This is a genomic window from Bradyrhizobium canariense, from assembly GCF_900105125.1.
Classification (GTDB): domain Bacteria; phylum Pseudomonadota; class Alphaproteobacteria; order Rhizobiales; family Xanthobacteraceae; genus Bradyrhizobium; species Bradyrhizobium canariense_A.
The window spans coordinates 4627188-4646119 of sequence record NZ_LT629750.1 but is presented as its reverse complement, the minus strand read 5'-3'; the positions used below and the strand labels follow the sequence as shown (position 1 = coordinate 4646119).

General features: G+C 61.2%; 17 protein-coding genes and 1 tRNA gene. 11 read left to right on the top strand and 7 right to left on the bottom strand.

Annotated elements, in window-relative coordinates; all coding sequences use genetic code 11:
- Window positions 1–2 precede the first annotated feature (2 nt).
- From hemA to BLV09_RS22090, 5 genes are all read right to left on the bottom strand, one after another.
- Window positions 3–1232: a 5-aminolevulinate synthase gene (hemA, locus tag BLV09_RS22110; RefSeq protein WP_100384461.1), complete on the bottom strand. Its 1230-nt coding sequence runs from the start codon at window positions 1230–1232 to the stop codon at window positions 3–5.
- Between the two features lie 287 nt (window positions 1233–1519).
- Entirely contained in the window at window positions 1520–2581 is a 1062-nt protein-coding gene (locus BLV09_RS22105) for an MBL fold metallo-hydrolase (RefSeq protein WP_146688899.1), read from the bottom strand.
- A gap of 154 nt (window positions 2582–2735) precedes the next feature.
- A complete protein-coding gene (locus tag BLV09_RS22100) occupies window positions 2736–4880 on the bottom strand; it encodes a methyl-accepting chemotaxis protein (protein ID WP_146688898.1) in 2145 nt (714 codons plus the stop codon).
- Between the two features lie 275 nt (window positions 4881–5155).
- Entirely contained in the window at window positions 5156–5887 is a 732-nt protein-coding gene (locus BLV09_RS22095) for an outer membrane protein (protein WP_100384458.1), read from the bottom strand.
- A 335-nt stretch (window positions 5888–6222) separates the two neighbouring features.
- On the bottom strand, window positions 6223–6855 hold the full coding sequence (locus BLV09_RS22090; RefSeq protein WP_100384457.1) for a TetR/AcrR family transcriptional regulator: 633 nt from the start codon (window positions 6853–6855) through the stop codon (window positions 6223–6225).
- Between the two features lie 127 nt (window positions 6856–6982).
- Here BLV09_RS22090 and BLV09_RS22085 point away from each other — a divergent pair, with 127 nt between their 5' ends.
- From BLV09_RS22085 to BLV09_RS22060, 6 genes are all read left to right on the top strand, one after another.
- Complete coding sequence (locus tag BLV09_RS22085) at window positions 6983–8224, top strand: HlyD family secretion protein (protein WP_146688897.1); 1242 nt, start codon at window positions 6983–6985, stop codon at window positions 8222–8224.
- On the top strand, window positions 8221–9810 hold the full coding sequence (locus BLV09_RS22080; protein WP_100384455.1) for a DHA2 family efflux MFS transporter permease subunit: 1590 nt from the start codon (window positions 8221–8223) through the stop codon (window positions 9808–9810). Before BLV09_RS22085 ends, BLV09_RS22080 begins: the two co-directional genes overlap by 4 nt.
- A complete protein-coding gene (locus BLV09_RS22075; RefSeq protein ID WP_146688896.1) occupies window positions 9810–11342 on the top strand; it encodes an efflux transporter outer membrane subunit in 1533 nt (510 codons plus the stop codon). Before BLV09_RS22080 ends, BLV09_RS22075 begins: the two co-directional genes overlap by 1 nt.
- A 204-nt stretch (window positions 11343–11546) precedes the next feature.
- Window positions 11547–11954, top strand: a complete 408-nt coding sequence (locus BLV09_RS22070) for a hypothetical protein (RefSeq protein WP_146688895.1) — start codon at window positions 11547–11549, stop codon at window positions 11952–11954.
- A gap of 301 nt (window positions 11955–12255) precedes the next feature.
- Complete coding sequence (locus tag BLV09_RS22065; RefSeq protein ID WP_146691233.1) at window positions 12256–12897, top strand: DUF1007 family protein; 642 nt, start codon at window positions 12256–12258, stop codon at window positions 12895–12897.
- Between the two features lie 47 nt (window positions 12898–12944).
- Window positions 12945–14123, top strand: a complete 1179-nt coding sequence (locus BLV09_RS22060; RefSeq protein WP_283806783.1) for a nickel/cobalt transporter — start codon at window positions 12945–12947, stop codon at window positions 14121–14123.
- 177 nt (window positions 14124–14300) lie between these two features.
- On the opposite strand, the gene BLV09_RS22055 is transcribed toward BLV09_RS22060, so the two are convergent.
- A tRNA-Thr gene (locus BLV09_RS22055) sits at window positions 14301–14375 on the bottom strand.
- A 115-nt stretch (window positions 14376–14490) separates the two neighbouring features.
- Window positions 14491–14931 (bottom strand): nuclear transport factor 2 family protein, encoded by a 441-nt coding sequence (locus tag BLV09_RS22050; protein WP_146688893.1) that lies wholly within the window; start codon window positions 14929–14931, stop codon window positions 14491–14493.
- A 53-nt stretch (window positions 14932–14984) separates the two neighbouring features.
- On the opposite strand from BLV09_RS22050, the gene BLV09_RS22045 reads away from it, so the two are divergent.
- The 5 genes from BLV09_RS22045 (at window position 14985) to BLV09_RS22025 (ending at window position 18864) form a co-directional block, all read left to right on the top strand.
- Entirely contained in the window at window positions 14985–15212 is a 228-nt protein-coding gene (locus BLV09_RS22045; RefSeq protein WP_146688892.1) for a hypothetical protein, read from the top strand.
- 61 nt (window positions 15213–15273) lie between these two features.
- Window positions 15274–16977, top strand: coding sequence for an FAD-dependent oxidoreductase (locus BLV09_RS22040; RefSeq protein WP_244548783.1), 1704 nt, complete (start codon window positions 15274–15276; stop codon window positions 16975–16977).
- A gap of 16 nt (window positions 16978–16993) precedes the next feature.
- Window positions 16994–17302: a UBP-type zinc finger domain-containing protein gene (locus tag BLV09_RS22035; protein ID WP_146688890.1), complete on the top strand. Its 309-nt coding sequence runs from the start codon at window positions 16994–16996 to the stop codon at window positions 17300–17302.
- A gap of 158 nt (window positions 17303–17460) precedes the next feature.
- Window positions 17461–17964 (top strand): hypothetical protein, encoded by a 504-nt coding sequence (locus BLV09_RS22030; protein WP_146688889.1) that lies wholly within the window; start codon window positions 17461–17463, stop codon window positions 17962–17964.
- A gap of 75 nt (window positions 17965–18039) precedes the next feature.
- Window positions 18040–18864 carry an alpha/beta fold hydrolase gene (locus BLV09_RS22025; protein ID WP_146688888.1) on the top strand — a complete coding sequence of 275 codons (825 nt, stop codon included), beginning with the start codon at window positions 18040–18042 and terminating at the stop codon, window positions 18862–18864.
- Window positions 18865–18932 lie beyond the last annotated feature (68 nt).

Below are 18932 nucleotides of genomic sequence, written 5' to 3'. Positions count from 1 at the left end.
GGCTATTCAGCCGCGAGCGATTTCTCGTTGAGCGGCAGGCCGAGGCGCTCCCAGACCTGCAACAGCGCTTCGGCCAGCTGATCGATCAGCCCGTCGTCATGATACGGCGAAGGCGTGATCCGCAGCCGTTCGGCGCCCTTGGCAACGGTCGGATAGTTGATCGGCTGGATATAGATGCCGTGCTCCTCCAGCAGGATGTCGCTGGCTCGCTTGCAATTTTCGGGATCTCCGACGAACAGCGGCACGATGTGGGTGTCGCTCGACATCACGGGAAGTCCGGCCGCGGAAAGGATCGCCTTGACGCGGGCGGCCCGGTCCTGATGGCGCTCGCGCTCCCAAGTCGAGGTCTTGAGATGCCGGATCGCCGCGGTCGCAGCCGAGCAGATCGCCGGCGGCAGCGCGGTGGTGAAGATAAAGCCGGGCGCATAGGAGCGAACGGCATCGATGACATCGGCGTTGCCGGCGATGTAGCCGCCGAGGCAACCAAAGGCCTTGGCCAGCGTGCCTTCCAGAATATCGATGCGGTGCATGACGCCGTCGCGCTCGGCGATACCGCCGCCGCGTGGGCCGTACATGCCGACCGCATGTACTTCGTCGACATAGGTCATCGCGCCATAGCGTTCGGCCAAGTCGCAGATTTTCGCCAGCGGCGCGATGTCGCCGTCCATCGAATAGAGGCTTTCGCAGGCAATCAGTTTCGGCCGGTCGGGCCCTGCCGCGCGCAGCAGTTCTTCAAGGTGCGCCACGTCGCTGTGGCGGAACACCTGCCGCTCGCAACCGCCCTGACGAATGCCTTCGATCATCGAATTGTGGTTGAGCGCGTCCGACAAAATCAGGCAGTTCGGAATCAGTTTCGCGATGGTCGCGATGCCGGTCTGGTTCGAGACATAGCCCGACGTGAACAATAGCGAGGCTTCCTTGCCGTGCAGGTCGGCCAGTTCCTGTTCGAGCTGCACCAGCGGATGATGGGTGCCGGCGATGTTGCGGGTGCCACCGGCGCCGGTGCCGACGCGCGTGGCGGTCTCGACCATCGCGCCGACCACTTTGGGATGCTGGCCCATTCCGAGATAGTCGTTGGAGCACCAGATCACGACATTGCGCGGCCCCGTCGGGCAGTGCCACACCGCATGCGGGAACCGGCCCGCGATGCGCTCGAGATCGGCAAAAACCCGGTAACGCCGCTCATCATGCAGGCGGCTGAGGGCGGTTTGGAAGAATTTGCTGTAATCCATCGCAAAACCTGGAACGGTAGCTGGGGCCGGAACGCGTGCATCTTTTTAGAGCTTTTCCAGCTTTAATGTCGAGCCGAAATCAGGCATTCAGTCGCGCCGTCAACGGGATGCCGGGTTGCCCGGAGCGCGGGTCAAAAATTGATGGCAATCAATGCATTAAAGCTGTCGCGATCGGTTGGCTGGCGCCGCGAACCGGAGATTGCCGGGCCGATTGCCGCAATAACGTACAAGGCACCGCAAATAAAAAGGGGCAACGAGCCCGCTTCGATGTTTTGGGGGGCTGACGATCAGGTGGTCCGGAAGTGGAGCACGCCGTCGACTTCCTCGGCCTTCAGGCGCCCTTCGACCAGCATGTAATTGACATGGGCGATCAGCTCGCCGGCGGCGAAGCCCATCTGATGCACGTCGAGCACGTGCTTGTGGAACACGACGGGCACCAGTTCCTTGGACGTTTTTGGGGTTTCCCGGCAGGCGTCGGCGATCAGCCCGCAACGCTCTTCGTGATGATCGGCCAATTGCTTGATGCGTGTCTTCAATCCGAAAAACGGTACGCCATGGCCCGGCAGCACGATGACGTCATAAGGCAGCGTGGTGGTGAGGCTCGCCAGTGACGCAAGGTATTCGCCGAGCGAATTCTGATCGGGTTCGACCGCCCAGACGCTGACATTGGGCGAGATCTTGCTCAGCACCTGATCGGCCGACAGGAACAATTTGTCGGCGGCGCAATACAGCATCACCTGATCGAGCGCATGACCGCCACCGGTGATGACCTTGAAGCGCCGCGCACCGATGGAGATTTCGTCGCCATGCGAGATGCGGTGATAGGACGGCGGCAGGATTGAAACCCGCTTCAGATAGTCCTGGCCGCGGCCGAGCAGCTTGTCGGTCAGGTCCTCGTCCATGCCGTGGCGGCGGAAGAACAGGCGCTGCGCCATCTTGCGTTCTTCGGTGCCGCGGTTCTGATGATAAACCGACTGCAGATATTCCACTTGCGACATATAAAGTGCGCAGTTGAATCGTTCGACGATCCAGCCCGCCAGGCCGACGTGATCGGGATGCGAATGGGTCACGATCAGACGGCTGATTTTCACATGTTTAAGCGGACCCTCGAACAGCGTAGTCCAGGCCGCGATCGACTCCTCGTTGCCGAATCCGGAATCCACCATCGTCCAGCCGTCGCCGTCGGCCAGCAGATAGATGTTCACGTGGTTGAGGCGGAACGGCAGCTTGAGCCGGACCCACAGCACACCCGGCATCACCTCGACCACCTCATCGGGGCCGGGATGATTTTCCCAGGGGTAGCGCAGTGCCTCGACCGAGGACTGGACCGTGTCGGTTTTTGAATGCATCGCCCTATCGGCTTAGCCGCACAATCGGCGCCGCGCCAGCCGAAAAACAATTCAAGTTCGGGCAAAATACCGCGAAGCGGACTTCAGAACCGGCAAAGGTAATGAAACCATGCGTTGCGGGCGCAGGCTTGAGCCTGCGCTGCATGGCGCAAGCCTAGGCCGCCCGTATATTGGAGAGGAACGCGTCGATTTCCGTGCGCAGCACCTCGGCCTCGCGGCGGAGCGCGCCGGATGCGGTCAGCACCTCATTAGCGGCCGATCCGGCTTCGGCGGAGGCGGTGCTGACGCCGACGATATTGCTCGAGACCTCGCTGGTGCCGCCAGCGGCATGTTGAATGTTGCGGGCGATCTCGCGTGTCGCCGCGCCCTGTTCTTCAACGGCAGAAGCGATCGCGGTGGTCACGTCGTTGATCTCGCCGATGGTGTTGCCGATGCTCCTGATGGCGCCGACGGCCGATTCTGTCACCGCCTGCATGCTGGCGATTTGCGAACGGATTTCGTCGGTGGCTTTCGCGGTCTGGCTGGCGAGATTCTTCACTTCGGACGCGACCACGGCAAAGCCCCGGCCGGCTTCACCGGCGCGGGCGGCTTCGATGGTGGCGTTGAGGGCAAGCAGGTTGGTCTGCGAGGCGATGGTTTGAATCAGATCGACCACGACGCTGATGCGGGCGGCGTTATCGGCAAGGCCCTGCATGGTGGCATCGGTTGCGCCCGCTTCATCGACGGCCTTGCGGGCAATTTCCGCCGAGCTGACGACCTGGCGGCCGATTTCGGCGATCGATGACGACAGCTCTTCGGTGCCTGAGGACACCGTCTGCACGTTGACGGAGGTTTCCTCGGCGGCCGACGCCACGGCGCTCACCAGCGCACTGGATTGATCGGCGGTCGTCGACATCGATTCCGCCGTGGTCTGCATCGAGCTGGCGGAGTTCTGCAGGCCGTCCAGCGCGGCGCGAACGGTGGCTTCGAATTCGACGATCCGGGCCTCCATGCGGGAAGCGCGCTCGGCCTTGGCCGCGCGATCCTTGTCCTGGTCGGCGCTCAGCGACCGGGCCTCGATCATGCTCTCGCGAAAGATCTGCAGCGAGTTCGCCATCGATGCGATCTCGTCGCGCTGACGGCTTTGATGGATTTCCGATTCGAGATCGCCGTCGGACAGAAGCTGCATCGAGCGTTGCAGGCCGTGGATCCGGCGCAGGATGTTGCGGCCGACATAGAGCCAGACGAACAGCACCGATCCGACGAGGGTGAGGACACCGAGCGCAAGCATGATCACGGTGGCGAAAGAAATTTCCTGACGCGCCTGCCAGGTCGATGCGTCGGTTTCCTTCCGCACGCCGTCGACGAGTTGCTGCACGCTGATGCCGAGACCGACATTGAGCTTGCCGGTTTCTTCGAGGATCACGTCGCCGTAATCGTTGGCGTCGAGTTCCTTCTGGCGAATCTTGAAGACGCCGGTTTTGCCCTCGCCCAATGCCAGCAATTGCTGCGCGGCGTTTCCAAGCGCCGCATTGCCGGAATTTTTCGGCAGCATATCGAGGTTCGATTTGACGCGCTCTCTGGTGTCCTTGAATTCCTTCTCGATTGTATCGAGCGTGTCGCTGCTAGTGGCGGAAAGAGCGGCAATCATCTCCGACGCCGCAAGATTGCCGCTGGCGACGACATTGCCGAGCTGGTCCACGGTCCGCGCCGCTTCCGTGGCGTCATCCTGGGAAAGATTCGCCGAGCCGAGGATGGCGTTGATCTGGCTTTGGGCGTCCATCATCGCCGGACTTGCGGCGGCAACAAAGCTCGTCTGCGCGCTGCGCAAGGCTGCGTATTGCTTGTCATGCAAGGCGGCGACCTCCAGCCGTTCGCGGGCTGCCGAGCCGAGGCTTTGGATCGTGTCGTCGATGTTTTTCACGGTTTCGCCCAGCGCTGCGACGACCGTCTTGTCTGCGCCGAGCTCGGTGATCTCGCCGAGCTTTGCCAGCGCGATCTGCTGGGTTTCCTTCATTTTCCTGGTGCGCGCGTCGAGCGCTTCGGCGCTGCGCGAGGCCAATAGCGCCGGGCCCTGGCTGGCAAGGCTTGCGCTCTCGGCCGCGAGCTGAAGGCTGGCTGCAAGGCGCGGAATATCCCGTCCGCTCAGATCGAGCATGGCCCCGCCGAGCTGTCTCAGCGCCATGCCGGCGCCGGCGCTGATGACAATGGCCATGCCAGCGATCACGGCAAAGGCCGCAAACAGGTTGCCCCTGATGCCCCAATGCGGGCGCAAAAAGCCGAAGTTCAGGGATTTGCGAAGGGTGGATCGTAAAGCCATGCGTTCTGCCTCGCCCTTACCTTTCATCCCCGGGGGATGAAACTTCGGGTAGCAGTATCGTGGTACCGGGTTAATAAAGTCAGGAAATCTGACGTGTTTTGCGCAATTTTCGCGCCTGGCGGCGTTGTCGAGCGAAACGGATAGCGTTCGCGAAGGGAAGACGCGTCAATGGATGGGAGCCTCGGTTATCGAAACCTCGGCTACGAATCAAAAGGCTCAAAAAACAAAAAGGCCGGCACGAGGCCGGCCTTTCCGTTGACTTCGATCAGACGCGATCAGTACTTCGCGACGACCGGACCACCCCAGCTACCCCAGTTGAAGCGATAGTTCAGGCCAGCCTTCACAGTATGCTCGTCGTCGGTGAAGCGGGTTCCGACCAGGCCGGCGGGGCCGGTCAGGAAGGTGCCGCTGCCGAAGTTGTAATACTGGTATTCGATCTTGGCGGACCAGTTCGGTGCGAACATGTATTCGAGGCCAGCACCGACGGTGTAACCGTCATGATGGTTGCCGTCGGTGGTGAAGGCCACCGGCACGCCGCCAATGCTCGCGCTGATATGGTCGCCGTCCTTGAAGGCATAACCGCCCTTGGCGTACAGCAGCGCCGGTCCGAACGAATAGCCGAGCCGGCCAGTGACCGATCCGAGCTCGTTGCTGTTGGAGCTCACGAGGGTGCCAACGCCGGTGCCCGGGAAGAGCACGCCGTTGTTGTTGCTGGTCATCCAGCTGTACTGGGCTTCGACGCCGAGCACCCAGTTGGTGGCGAACTGATAGTCGGCACCGCCCTGGATACCACCCAGGAAGCGGCCATCGCTGCCGGTCAGGCTGTTATTGCCGGCGAACGCGCCGCCGATGTGACCGCCGATGTAGAAGCCGGTCCAGTTATAGATCGGTGACGGGGCGTAGGCCGGAGCCTTGGTGTAGGTGCGCGGCGCCAGATCGGCGGCGAGTGCTGGCACGGTCGCGCCGAGAGCGACGAGGGCCACAGTAGCGAGCAGGATCTTCTTCATTGGTCTTAAGTCTCCAACAGATCGTTTTTCGAGATTGGCCGTGTGTCGGCTCCATCCATGGCGCGGAGATAGACAGCTTTTGCATAAAATGCTGTCACCGATAGGTCACAGTGGGTGAGAACCAAACCTGTTGGAGGAACGACGAATTGCTGTGCTTAATGGGGCCTTAATCAAAGCTAAATGATGCCTTAATCCGCCCTGAAATCAGCTCTCGCAACGCGTTCAGCACGAAGTTGCGCGGTCGCGATGACGCTTTCGTGAAGAGCATGTGCGACGAGTTCCGCGGATCGTTACAGGTTCCATTGAATGGATGTGCGGCAGAACGGCCACGCGAATCATTTTGCAAAATGCGACAGAAACATTTCAACCGCCGCCTGGACATGCTTGCGCATCTCGACGGGACTTATGGTGACTGGCGGCTGGCCGATCAGGCAGTGCAAATGATGGTGCGAGATGACGGCGCCGAGAAAAAGTTTCGCAGCGCGCCGCGGATCATCGCACCGGAGCTGTCCGCGCCGCGTTGCTGAATCCAGATAGGCGGTGAGGCGCTTGAGGGTCGCCCCCGGCCCTTGATCGTAGAAGATGCGGGCCAAATCCGGAGCCCGCTGCGCATCGGCGATAATGATGTTGAATAAAGAAGCCCCTTCGCCTTTCGCCATCAGATGCATCAGGCTCATTCCAAGTTCGAACAGTGCGGTCGCCGGAGGCTCGTCACGTCCGAGCGCGCTTTGAGGGCCAGCCACCGTCGCGGCTCTTGCGCTGATCAGTTCTGCGAACAGCGCCTCCTTGCTTGAAAAGTGCCGGTAGAGCGTTTCCTTCGAGGCTTCTGCCTCCGAAGCGATCATCTGCATCGTTGTTTCGGCAAATCCATGCTTCAGAAACAGGCGCTCGGCCACCTCGGCGAGTTCCGTCCGCCGTTTTTCTCCACGGGGAACCCTGCGAACGGTTTTAGCCTTCGGCCGCGTCATTTGATCTCTTGAATTAGCCCGTGCTGGTTGACTCAGGTTACCCTCATTTTATATTGCGTACCGATGAGTTCGGTTAAGTTTCCGGCATTCGCCGGCTCCGGCACATACACCCAAAGAGTGGGATGCGATGACCGATACTGATACCGATCACGCCGCTGCAAGTCACGATGACGCGAAGCGGTTTGCGGGGAAAAATCCGCAATCCCCCACGGGCGAGGACAGCGGCAAACGCGCCGATATCGGCGAGGAGCGCAAAACTCCGGAAGATTCAGGCGGCAACGCCAGGCAACAGGACGAAAAAAACCAGGACAAGACCGATCGAGAGACGCGCAAGAAGCGCCGTCCCTTGGTTGTCACGATCGGCGTCATCGTGGTCGCCTTGCTGGCGATCGGCGGCATCCTCTATTGGCTGGAAACCCGCAACCTCGAAAGCACCGATGACGCCTACACCGACGGGCGCGCCATCAACATCGCGGCGCAGGTTTCGGGCACGGTGGTTTCCCTCGACGTCAACGACAATCAGTTCGTGAAGAAAGACCAGGTGCTGATCCACATCGATCCGCGGCAATACATCAATGACCGCGATCAGGCTGAGGGTGCGTTGGCGACGGCGAAAAGCCAGTATGAGGGACAACAACTGGGCGCCGAGATCGCGCGCAAGAATTTTCCGGCGCAGCTGGCGCAGGCGCAGGCGCAGCTCGCGACCGCCAAGGCCAATCTCGCCAAGGCGCAAGCCGACTACGATCGGCAGCAGAGCCTGTCCAAGCCTGCAACCTCGCAGCAGGAGGTTGATGCCGCCACTGCATCGCTGAAGCAGGCGCAGGCACAGGTCGCGCTGGCAGAAGCGCAGGTGTCGCAGAATTCGCCGGTCCCGCAGCGGATTGGAGAAACCGATTCCCAGGTTGGTCAACTGAAGGGCCAGGTAGAGCAGGCCCAGGCGAGGCTTGATCAGGCCAACCTCAATCTGTCGTGGACGGAGGTCAAGGCGCTGCAGGACGGCTGGATCACCAAGCGCAATGTGGAGGTCGGCAACTACATCACCGCCGGGCAGCAGATCTTTTCAATCGTCGCGCCCGAGGTCTGGGTCACCGCGAATTTCAAGGAAAGCCAGCTCGCCTATATGCGGCCGGGTCAATCGGTCAAGATCAAGGTCGATGCCTACCCGTCACTCGACCTTCGCGGTCATGTCGACAGCATTCAGCTCGGGTCCGGCTCCAAGTTCACCGCTTTTCCACCGGAGAATGCGACCGGGAATTTCGTCAAGGTCGTGCAGCGCGTGCCGGTCAAGATCGTGATCGACTCTGGCCTCGATCCGAATATTCCGCTGCCGCTCGGCATCTCCGTCGAACCAACGGTCACCGTCCAGTGAGCGAGGCCGGCGCAGCGGCGGCCCACGCGGAGGCGGCCTGGAAGCCGGCGTATAATCCCTGGCTGATCGCAGTGTCGGTGACGCTCGCGGCGTTCATGGAAATTCTCGACACCACGATCGTCAACGTGGCGCTGCCGCACATCGCCGGCAGCCTTTCCGCAAGCAGCGACGAGGCAACCTGGGCGCTGACGTCCTATTTGGTCGCCAACGGCATCGTACTGACGATTTCGGGCTGGCTCGGCGATCTGCTTGGCCGCAAGCGCTACTTCATCATCTGCATCGCGATGTTTACCGTGTGCTCGTTCCTTTGCGGCATCGCGAGCAGCCTTACACAGCTCATTGTCTTCAGATTGGCGCAGGGCTTCTTCGGCGGCGGCCTGCAGCCCAACCAGCAATCCATCATCCTCGATACGTTTCCGCCGGCCAAACGCGGCGCGGCTTTCGGTGTCACCGCGATCGCAACCGTGGTCGCGCCGGTGCTCGGTCCGACGCTTGGCGGCTATATCACCGACCAGGCGAGCTGGCGCTGGATCTTCTTTCTCAACATCCCCGTGGGAGCGCTCGCGGTATTTCTGGTCTCGGTGCTGGTCGAGGATCCGCCCTGGGAGAAGAACAAGAGGAGCCGTGGCATTGATTACATCGGCCTGTCGCTGATTACGCTGGGGCTCGGCGCGCTGCAGATCATGATGGATCGCGGCGAGGACGCCGGCTGGTTCGAATCCGGCTTCATCTGGCTGATGGCGCTGATCGCCTTTTTGGGCATCCTCGGCGCGATCGGATGGCTGCTCACCGCCGACAAGCCGATCATCGATCTTGCCGTGTTCAAGGATCGCAACTTTGCCGCGGGCTGCATGTTCATTGGCGCGATGGGTGCGATCCTTTATGCGAGCGCAGTCATCATTCCGCAATTTGCCCAGCAGACCCTGCAATATACCGCGACCTGGGCCGGACTCGTGCTGTCGCCCGGAGGAATAGCGGTTATCCTGCTCATACCGATCGTCGGCAAGTTGATGACGGTGGTGCAAACCCGCTACGTCATCGGCGTGGGCTTCATGATCATGGGCGGAGCGCTGTTGTTTTCCAGCACGATCACGCCGAACGTCGATTTTCGCACGCTGGTGATGATGCGTACGGCGCAGACCGCCGGCCTCGCCTTCCTCTTTGTTCCCATCAGCACCGTGGCCTACATGACGCTGCCGCGGCGTCTCAATGGCGACGGGGCCGCCTTGTTCTCGATGTTCCGCAATGTGTTCGGTTCGATCGGGATTTCGTTGTCAACCGCGCAGATCACGCAACGCTCGCAGGTCCATCAAACCTATCTGTCGCAATGGGCAAGCCCGTTCCATCAGCCGTATCAGGCGCTGATCGCGACCTATGAGCAGGCCCTGCATACAATGGGCCGCGTCGGCGTCGCCGCGCATGACGTCGCCATCGGGCGCGTCTACCAGGCCTTCCGGATCCAGGTGACGGTGCTGGCCTATTCCGACGTGTTCTATTATTGCGCCATCGTCGCGTTTATCGTGGCGCCGTTCTGCTTGTTCCTGTCGCCGAAAATCGGTGGCGGCGCTCCCGGTGGGGCCCATTGATGAAGTTCCGAGCGCTCAGGAATCTGCTGGCGGCAATGGGTTTGTCCGCTTTGGTGGCCGGTTGCATGGTGGGTCCCGACTTCGTTCAACCCGATTCGCATCTTCCCGAGGTGTCATTCCAAGGCGACAAGGGCCAGGTTGTGCCGGACGCGCGGTTGCCGGCGCCGACCGATCCGATGTGGTGGCGGGTGTTTCGCGATCCGGTGTTGATGAAGCTTGAAGGGCAGGTGGCGGCCGCCAATCTCGATGTCCAAACCGCGACACTGCGACTTGCCGAAAGCCGCTTCCAGCGCGGTGTCGCTGCCGCAGCACTATTCCCCTCGCTCAATGGCGACGCAAAATATAATCGCGAACTCTATAGCCAGAACGGCATCGTCAGCCTGATCGCACCCTTGGCCGGTCCCGGCTTCGCCATCACCCCGATCAATGAATACAACACCGGCTTCGATGCCTCCTGGGAGATCGATCTCTGGGGCAAGGTCCGCCGGCAGGTCGAAGCTGCCGATGCCAGCGTCGACCAGGCAGCCGACCAGCGCCGCGATGCGCTGGTCTCGAGCCTGGCCGAGCTTGCCAGGGATTATATCCAGCTGCGCGGCGTGCAGACCCAGATCAAGATCGCCAATGACAATCTGAAGGTCGATCGCGACGTCCTCTCACTGACCCAGGAGCGGCAGCAACGCGGACTGCAAAATGCTCTAGATGTCGAGAATGCCGCGGCTCAGGTCGAAGGGGTGCGTGCGCAGATTCCGCAACTGCAGCAGCAGGAGTCCGAATACATCAATGCGCTCAGCTTCCTTCTGGACGAGCCGCCCGGCGCACTACGCAGCACGGTCGGGGAAGCCTCGGTCCATACCGGGCCGCCGCGGATTCCGCTCGGCATTCCCTCCGAACTGGCGCGGCGGCGCCCGGACATTCGCGCGGCCGAAGATCAACTGCACGCGGTGACGGCGAATATCGGCGTCGCCATCGGCGACTTTTATCCAAGCATCCAGTTCAACGGCAATGTCGGCTTCGATTCGCTCGAGATCAGCAATCTCTATAAGCCAAGCTCGCTGCAGTATACTTTCGGGCCCAGCGTGACATTGCCGATCTTCGCCGGCGGCCGGTTGCGCAGTACGCTCAATTTGCGCGACGCGCAGCAGCAGGAAGCGGCGATCACTTACCGCAAGACCGTGCTGCAGGCCTGGCACGAGGTGGTCAATGCGCTGGTGGCGCACCGGCTGGAAATGAGCCGCCGGGCGCGATTGCGGGCGCAGTCCGAGCACGCGGGCGCGGCGCTTGACCTCGCGCGCACACGCTACAATGACGGGGTCACGGAGTTTCTGACCGTGCTCGACGCGGAACGCACTTTGCTGCAGGCCGAGCAGCAATATGCCACGAGCACGACCAACGTCTCGCTCGATCTGGTGCAATTGTTCAAGGCGCTGGGCGGCGGCTGGGAAACCGAATTTCCTGACGTGCCATCGGAGACTGCGGCGGTCCCCGTGCCCGTTGCCACCGTGGATGCCATAACCATACCGGCCGCGCGGTAGTGCTGCGCCTCAATCCGGGCGCAGGTGGAATCCATTGTCCTGACTCATCCGGCGCCCAGTAGGCGGTACCGGGCTTCAACTTTGTTTGCCAGGCGGCATTGTCGCCGACATTAGCCGACCGCGCGGGAGATCTATTGCCTAGTGTAACGTTATAACGTTATATAGCTCAGCCGCTGGGACCTGAAGGGAAGGGCGAGCACTTTGGTGCAGGCCAACGACATGTTGTTGCGGACCTTCGTTCGGCGATGCGGCGTCTACCTCGCGCTGGCGGCTTTGACGCTGCAGCTCGCATTGTCGTTCGGGCACATCCATGCCCACGATATCGCCTATCCGCAGATTACCTATTCAAAAACAGACGCCGTCAGCAATTGGCGCGGGCCGGCGAAGCTGGAGGCATCGACGCAACTTCCGTCGAAACTGGCTGACGATGACGAACATTGCCCGATCTGCTTTTCCAGCTTCCTACTGTCGACGTCCTTCGTCCCTGATCCGCCGCGGCCGCCGCTGTCGTTCGGATTCAGGGCTATCGACCGCGTCTTTGAACTCGCCGTTGATATCGTCGTTGGATCTTACCGCGCGCCGTTTCAGTCGCGCGCGCCGCCGCTCGGCTGACAGGCGTTTAGCCTCCGGGCTTGCGTATCGCGCCCGCTTCTGGCGGCGCTGACAACTGAAGCGGCTGCCTCTCCACCCGTCACGGATTGAGAACCGATAGCCGCGTCGTCCAGCGCCGGTATCTGTTCAACAAACAGGATCATATCCGCGACGGAAGCGGTATCGGCGGTCACGCAGCGTGATGCGGCCTGCGCCAAGCCGCGCGATGAACGCGAACTGGACCGCATCCCCACAAACCGATCTGCCGCGCGCTTCTGCGGCGGTCGTTCACATCCGAACTCTCGCCGGTGGACGTGCCATGATGAAACGAACACGTGTCTATGCTTGCGCCGCGCTTTTGTTGTCCCTGTCGATCGGGCGCGCCGATGCGCATCCGCACGTCTGGGTGACCTTGCACAGCGAGGTCCTTTATTCCGCCGACGGTGCCATGAGCGGCGTCCGTCATGCCTGGACGTTCGATGACATGTTCTCCAGCTATGCCCTTCAGGGCATCCCGCACGCCAAAAAGGGCCAATACACGCGCGAGGAGCTGGCTTCGCTTGCCCAGTTAAACGTCGATTCGCTGAAAGAGTATGACTACTTCACCTATGCGCGCGCCGACGGCAAGAAAGTGAAGTTTTCAGATCCAGTCGACTACTGGCTCGAATACAAGAACCCGGCGTTGGTTCTGCATTTCACCTTGCCGCTGAAAGCGCCCGCGACTGCAAAGGCCATGCAGGTCGAAGTCTACGATCCCTCGATCTTTGTCGATTTCGAATTCGCCAAGGACAAGCCAGTGTCCTTGAGCGGAGCGCCGCCGCAATGCCTGCTGACCGTCGACTTGCCGCATCAGCCGACTCCGGCCGAGCAGTTGCGGCTCAGTCAGCTCGATAGCGTTCCGCTCGATGCCTCGAGCACCTACGGGGAAATCTTCGCCAACAAGATCCTGGTGAAATGCCCATGAATCCCTCGCTCGATAGACGGCTTGAAAACCAAAAAAGTTGGTCAACGATGAACGCTTACAACTCCTGGCGCGGTGCCGTGCTGATGACGGTCTTGGCGGTAGCCCTCGTTATTTGCGCGATCGATGCCGCGTCGGCACAGGGCGTGGCATTCGGGGCACCCCATCCGTCGACCGGCATGATGTTCCAATCGGGTTTGACAGGATGGATTTTTGCCAAACAGGCGGCGTTCTATCGTTCGCTGTCGGGTTTCATCCGGGCGAGCAGGGATGACGGCGCCGCCATGTGGAGCCTGTTCGGAATCTCGTTTCTCTACGGCGTTTTCCATGCCGTTGGCCCCGGGCATGGCAAGGCGGTGATCTCTTCCTATCTCGTCGCCAACGAAGAAACCTGGCGGCGCGGCGTTGTTCTGTCGTTCGCGTCGGCCGGGCTTCAATCCATCGTTGCCATCGTGGTCGTGGCCATCGCCGCGGTCCTTCTTGGCGCGACGGCGAAGGCGATCGGGCTTACCGTGCATGTCGTCGAGATCGTCAGTTACGTTCTCGTCATCTTGATCGGCCTGCGACTTTTGTTCGTCAAAGGCCGCAGCTTCCTGATCGCCTGTCGCGAACTGAACTGGCCGCAGGATTCCAGCGAAGCCACGCCTTCCTCGAGTCATGACAGCAACAGCCTTGGCAGCAAGAGTCTTGTCAGTAAGAGTCATGGCAGCACGATGCTTCATCATCACGGTCACGACGCCAACGCCATCCGTTGCGAACAATGCCATCCCGATGACGCCGCTCACGTCCATGGCGACCACTGTCATGACGATCATTGTCACGATCATCACGGTTCGGCCTGGGGGCACGCGCACGGACCGGAGCCCGCGGAATTGGCCGGCGCCGGCGGCTGGCGCCGCGGCCTGTCCGCGATCGTAGCTGTTGGATTACGCCCATGTTCCGGCGCGATCATCGTCCTCATCTTCGCACTCGCCCAGGATCTATTTTGGACCGGTGTCGGCGCGACGCTGATCATGGGGTTGGGTACAGCCATCACGGTTGCCACCATCGCAACAATTGCGGTCAGTGCGCGGCAGATCGCAAGCCGCATCGCGAAGGCGCGGGCCGGATTTGGCATGCTCGCAATGAGGGCGATCGAGGTCGGCGCCGCGGCGCTCATTATCGCCTTCGGTGGGCTGTTGCTGGCCGGATATATGGCGAGCGAACAACTCTGGATGTTCACCGGTTAGCCCGGACGAAGGGATGCACGGCGGAAGCTGCGGGGCACGCCAGGGCCCGATCAATTTAAAAGTTCGCCAAACCTCTATCGGGAGCTGTCCGATGGGACAGCTTCCCTCAAGGCGCGATCGGAGGGCGTGGCCTGCCCGTCTTGGCGCCGAGTTCGAGCGTTGATTTTAAAAAGGAAATGGTGCTGCCAGACAGGATTGAACTGTCGACCTCTCCATTACCAATGGAGTGCTCTACCACTGAGCTACGGCAGCATGCCCGGATTGCGAGAATCGGCCCGGAGGGCTCACAAGGCGGGGCGATCCTTGCCACAAGGCCCCCTTTCGCGCAAGCGTGAGGCTGGCTCCAGAAACACCAAAAGCAGCCCGATCAGCGCGCCGCGGCCTCTTTCAGGCGGCTCAATTGCGGTCCGATCCGGTTCCCCATCTCCTCTCCGAGTGCCTGCAGCGCCTTGATGGGGCGGATCATGACCTCGAATTCGACCATTTCACCGGCATCATTGAATTTGATGAGGTCGACCCCCTTGAGCTGCCATTTGCCGATATTGGCGCCAAATTCCAGGGCGGCATCATGAGAACCCGCGATGAACGTCCGATGGTAGCGAAAATTCTCGAAAATCTTCACCACCGTGGTCAGCACCAGCAAAGTCGCCACGCGTCCGGGAATTGGCGATCGCACGAACGGTGAACGAAACACAATATGTTCCGACAGCAAGGGTTGCAGCAGGCTCTCGTCGCCGGAGACGACAAAGCGATGCCAGCCCTCCAGGGTTTGCTGAGGCAGAGCCGCCAGTGCATGGTTTTCGCCCATCGGTCTATTCTCCCGGTGATATCGTTTTGAGGAGTGAGGCGGATAGTTTCGCGATGAAGGATGACCGCGACAAGGGCAAGGGGCAAGCTGGTGCGCTCACGAAAAATTCGGGGCGGGGTTCGACGCGGGACGCGCGGCAGGACCGTTTGAAGCTGGCATTGCGCGAAAATCTCAAGCGGCGAAAATCGCAGGCGAGGGGACGAAGCGATCCGACGTCGGCACCTTCCAATGTCGATGACGTCTCGCCATATGACGGCAGCGGCAAGAAGCCGGACGATTGACCAGGCTCGACCGGCGGCACGCCGCGTTCGATCGTCCGGGCGATATAGAACGGAGACGAGTGTGAGTACCACGACAGGTAACAAGACGAGCGCACCGGTAGCCGCCTCGTTCCCGCGTCATGAACAGACATTCCCCGCACTGACTTCGCAAGAGATCGCGCGCATGCGCCGGTTCGGCGCGATCGCCAATTACAAAGACGGCGAAAAACTGTTCGAGACCGGCAAGCCCGGTCCCGGCATGTTCGTCATATTGTCCGGCCATGTCGCGATCACCCAGCGTGACGGCCTCGGTCACGTCACGCCGGTCATCGAGCAGGGGCCGGGTCAATTTCTTGCCGAAATCGGTCAGCTCTCGGGCCGCGTCGCGCTGGTCGACGGTGAGGCCGAAGGCGAGGTTGAAACGCTGCTGATCCCGCCGGAGCGGTTGCGCGCGCTATTGGTTGCCGAGGCCGATCTCGGCGAGCGCATCATGCGGGCGCTGATCCTGCGCCGGGTCAATCTGATCCAGGCTGGCGCCGGCGGTCCGGTCCTGATCGGACCTTCGAATTCGGGCGGCGTTATTCGCTTGCGAGGCTTTCTCACCCGCAACGGCAGTCCGCATCATCTGCTCGATCCGGCCACGGATCACGATGCCGCTGAACTGATTGTGCGTTATTCGCCGTCGCAGACGGACTGGCCGCTGGTGGTGATCCCCGATGGCACCGTGCTTCGCAACCCCAGCGAATCCGAACTGGCACGCGCGATGGGCATGATCCGCGCGCTCGCCAAGGACAGGGTTTACGATGTCGCCGTCGTCGGCAGCGGTCCTGCCGGGTTGTCGACGGCGGTCTATGCCGCGTCCGAGGGGCTCAGCGTTGCGGTATGCGACGCGCGGTCGTTTGGCGGGCAGGCGGGTGCGAGCGCGCGCATCGAAAATTATCTCGGCTTTCCGACCGGAATTTCCGGGCTGGCGCTGACGGCCCGCGCCTACAACCAGGCGCAAAAATTCGGCGCCGACATGATGATTCCGGTCGCGGTGAAGTCGCTCGATTGTTCGCGCGAGGATGGCGCATTCGGCCTGACCCTCGACGATGGCGAGGTGCTGCGCGCGCGCTCGATCGTGGTCGCAAGCGGCGCGCGTTATCGGCGCCCCGAGATCGGAAATCTGGCCGATTTCGAGGGCCGCGGCGTCTGGTACTGGGCCTCTCCGATCGAGGCGCGGCTGTGCTCGGAACAGGATGCGGTGCTGGTCGGCGGCGGCAATTCCGCCGGACAAGCCGCGGTGTTCCTGTCCGGCTATGCCCGCCGGGTTCACATGGTGATCCGTGGTGGCGGCCTCGGCGCCAGCATGTCGCGCTATCTGATCGAACGCATCGAGGCCACGCCGAATATCGAATTGGTGTTCAACACCGAAGTGGTCGAACTTGATGGCACGAAAGAGCAGTCGCTCGAGCGATTGCGTTGGCGCAGCCGGTTATCCGGAGAGGAAAGCAGCTATGACACCCGCAACCTGTTCCTGTTCGTCGGCGCCGATCCCGCCACCGGCTGGCTCGATGGCTGCGGCGTCATGGTCGACCGCGGAGGTTTCGTGGTGACGGGTGCGCAGTGCAAAAAGGCGCGCGGAGATCTGGCATCGGCGCTGGAGACTTCAGTACCCGGCGTATTCGCCGTCGGCGACGTGCGCTCGGGATCGGTCAAACGGGTCGGCGGCGCGATCGGCGAGGGCGCCCAGGTGGTGGCGGCACTGCATCATTTTCTTGGCGACGCGCAAAAGCCGGCGCTCTGATAACGGAGGCGAGACAATGGCAAAGCGCTGCACCCACGTCGCTGACATCCGCGACGTCACGCCGAGTGCGCTCGGCTGCGAGGAGTGCCTGAAGATCGGCAGCGAGTGGCTGCATCTACGGCTCTGCCGTACCTGCGGCCATGTCGGCTGTTGCGACGATTCTCCGAACAAACACGCGACCAAGCATTTCCATGCTACCGGCCATCCGATCATTGAGGGTTATGATCCGCCGGAAGGATGGGGCTGGTGCTATGTCGATGAAGTCGTGTTCGATCTGTCGAAGCGGAAGACGCCGCACAACGGCCCGATCCCGCGTTATTATTGAAGGCCGACATTCAACGCCTGCGCGATCGATGCTGACGTGGTTATGACAAGTTTGCAAAAAAATCAGGCATCACGTTCGCGCGTTTGATCGATCTCTGTGTGTAGTAATTTCTCATCGGTAGTCGTAGCATTCACCGGTCTTAACCGGGGGAGTGCATCATGGTTCTGGGAATGAGCTTGGCTACCTTTACGATGGTCCACGTGATCATCAGTCTGATCGGTATCGTTTCTGGCATCCTCGTTATGTTCGGACTGCTCGGCTCCGACCGGAAGCCGGGCATGACGGCCATATTCCTTCTGTTCACGATTCTAACCAGCGCGACCGGCTTTCTGTTTCCGTTCACCAAGCTGTTGCCGTCGCACATGATCGGCATTCTCTCGCTGGTTTTGCTGGCGATTGCGTGCCTTGCGCTTTACGGCATGAAGCTTTCCGGCTCATGGCGCTGGATCTACGTGGTGACGGCGATGATCTCGCTCTACTTCAATGTATTCGTGCTCGTCATCCAGGGCTTCCTCAAGATACCCTTCCTGCATGCGCTCGCACCGAGCGTGCCGCCGTCCGAACCGCCATTCGCGGCCGTGCAGGGCATCGTGCTGCTGTTCTTCATCATCGTGATCATCGGTGCGGTGCGACGATTCCGCCCCGTGCCGACATTCGCCTGATCGCGGGTCTTAGATTTTGCCGCACGCGCCCAACAGGCGCGGCGGCGTCAGTTCACCCCAGCAGGAGACTTCGTTATGCCAATGATCAAGACCAAAGACGGCATTGAAATCTATTACAAGGATTGGGGCAGCGGACAGCCCATCGTGTTCAGCCATGGTTGGCCGCTGTCGGCCGATGACTGGGACGCGCAGATGCTGTTCTTCCTCGCTCAAGGCTATCGCGTCATCGCCCATGACCGCCGTGGCCACGGCCGATCCACCCAGACCGGCGATGGCCATGACATGGATCACTATGCTGACGACCTTGCGGCTTTGACGGCGCATCTCGATCTGAAGAACGCCATTCACGTCGGCCATTCCACCGGCGGCGGCGAGGTGGCGCATTATCTGGGACGGCATGGCGAGAGCCGTGTGGCGAAGGCGGCCCTGATCAGCGCGGTGCCGCCGCTGATGCTGAAGACCGCGGCCAATCCAGCCGGCCTTCCCAAGGAAGTATTTGACGGACTCCAGGCCCAGCTCGCGGCTAATCGCTCGCAATTCTATCGCGCGCTTCCGGAGGGGCCTTTCTATGGTTACAACCGGCCGGGCGCAAAAGCCTCGGAGGCGGTGATCGCGAATTGGTGGCGCCAGGGTATGATGGGCGGCGCCAAGGCGCACTACGATGGCATCGTCGCCTTCTCACAGACCGATTTCACCGAGGACCTCAAGAAGATCACCGTGCCGGTGCTGGTGATGCATAGCGAAGACGATCAGATCGTTCCTTACGTAGCGGCTGGACCATTGTCGGCAAAGTTGCTGAAGAACGGGACGCTGAAGACCTACAAGAACTTCCCGCACGGCATGCCCACCACGGAAGCAGCCACGATCAACGCCGACCTGCTCGCGTTCCTCAAGGGATAGAGCATGATCCGGAAAACTGGTTACCGGTTTTCCGAAAAGATCATGGTCGAATAAAAAGCCCGAGGGCA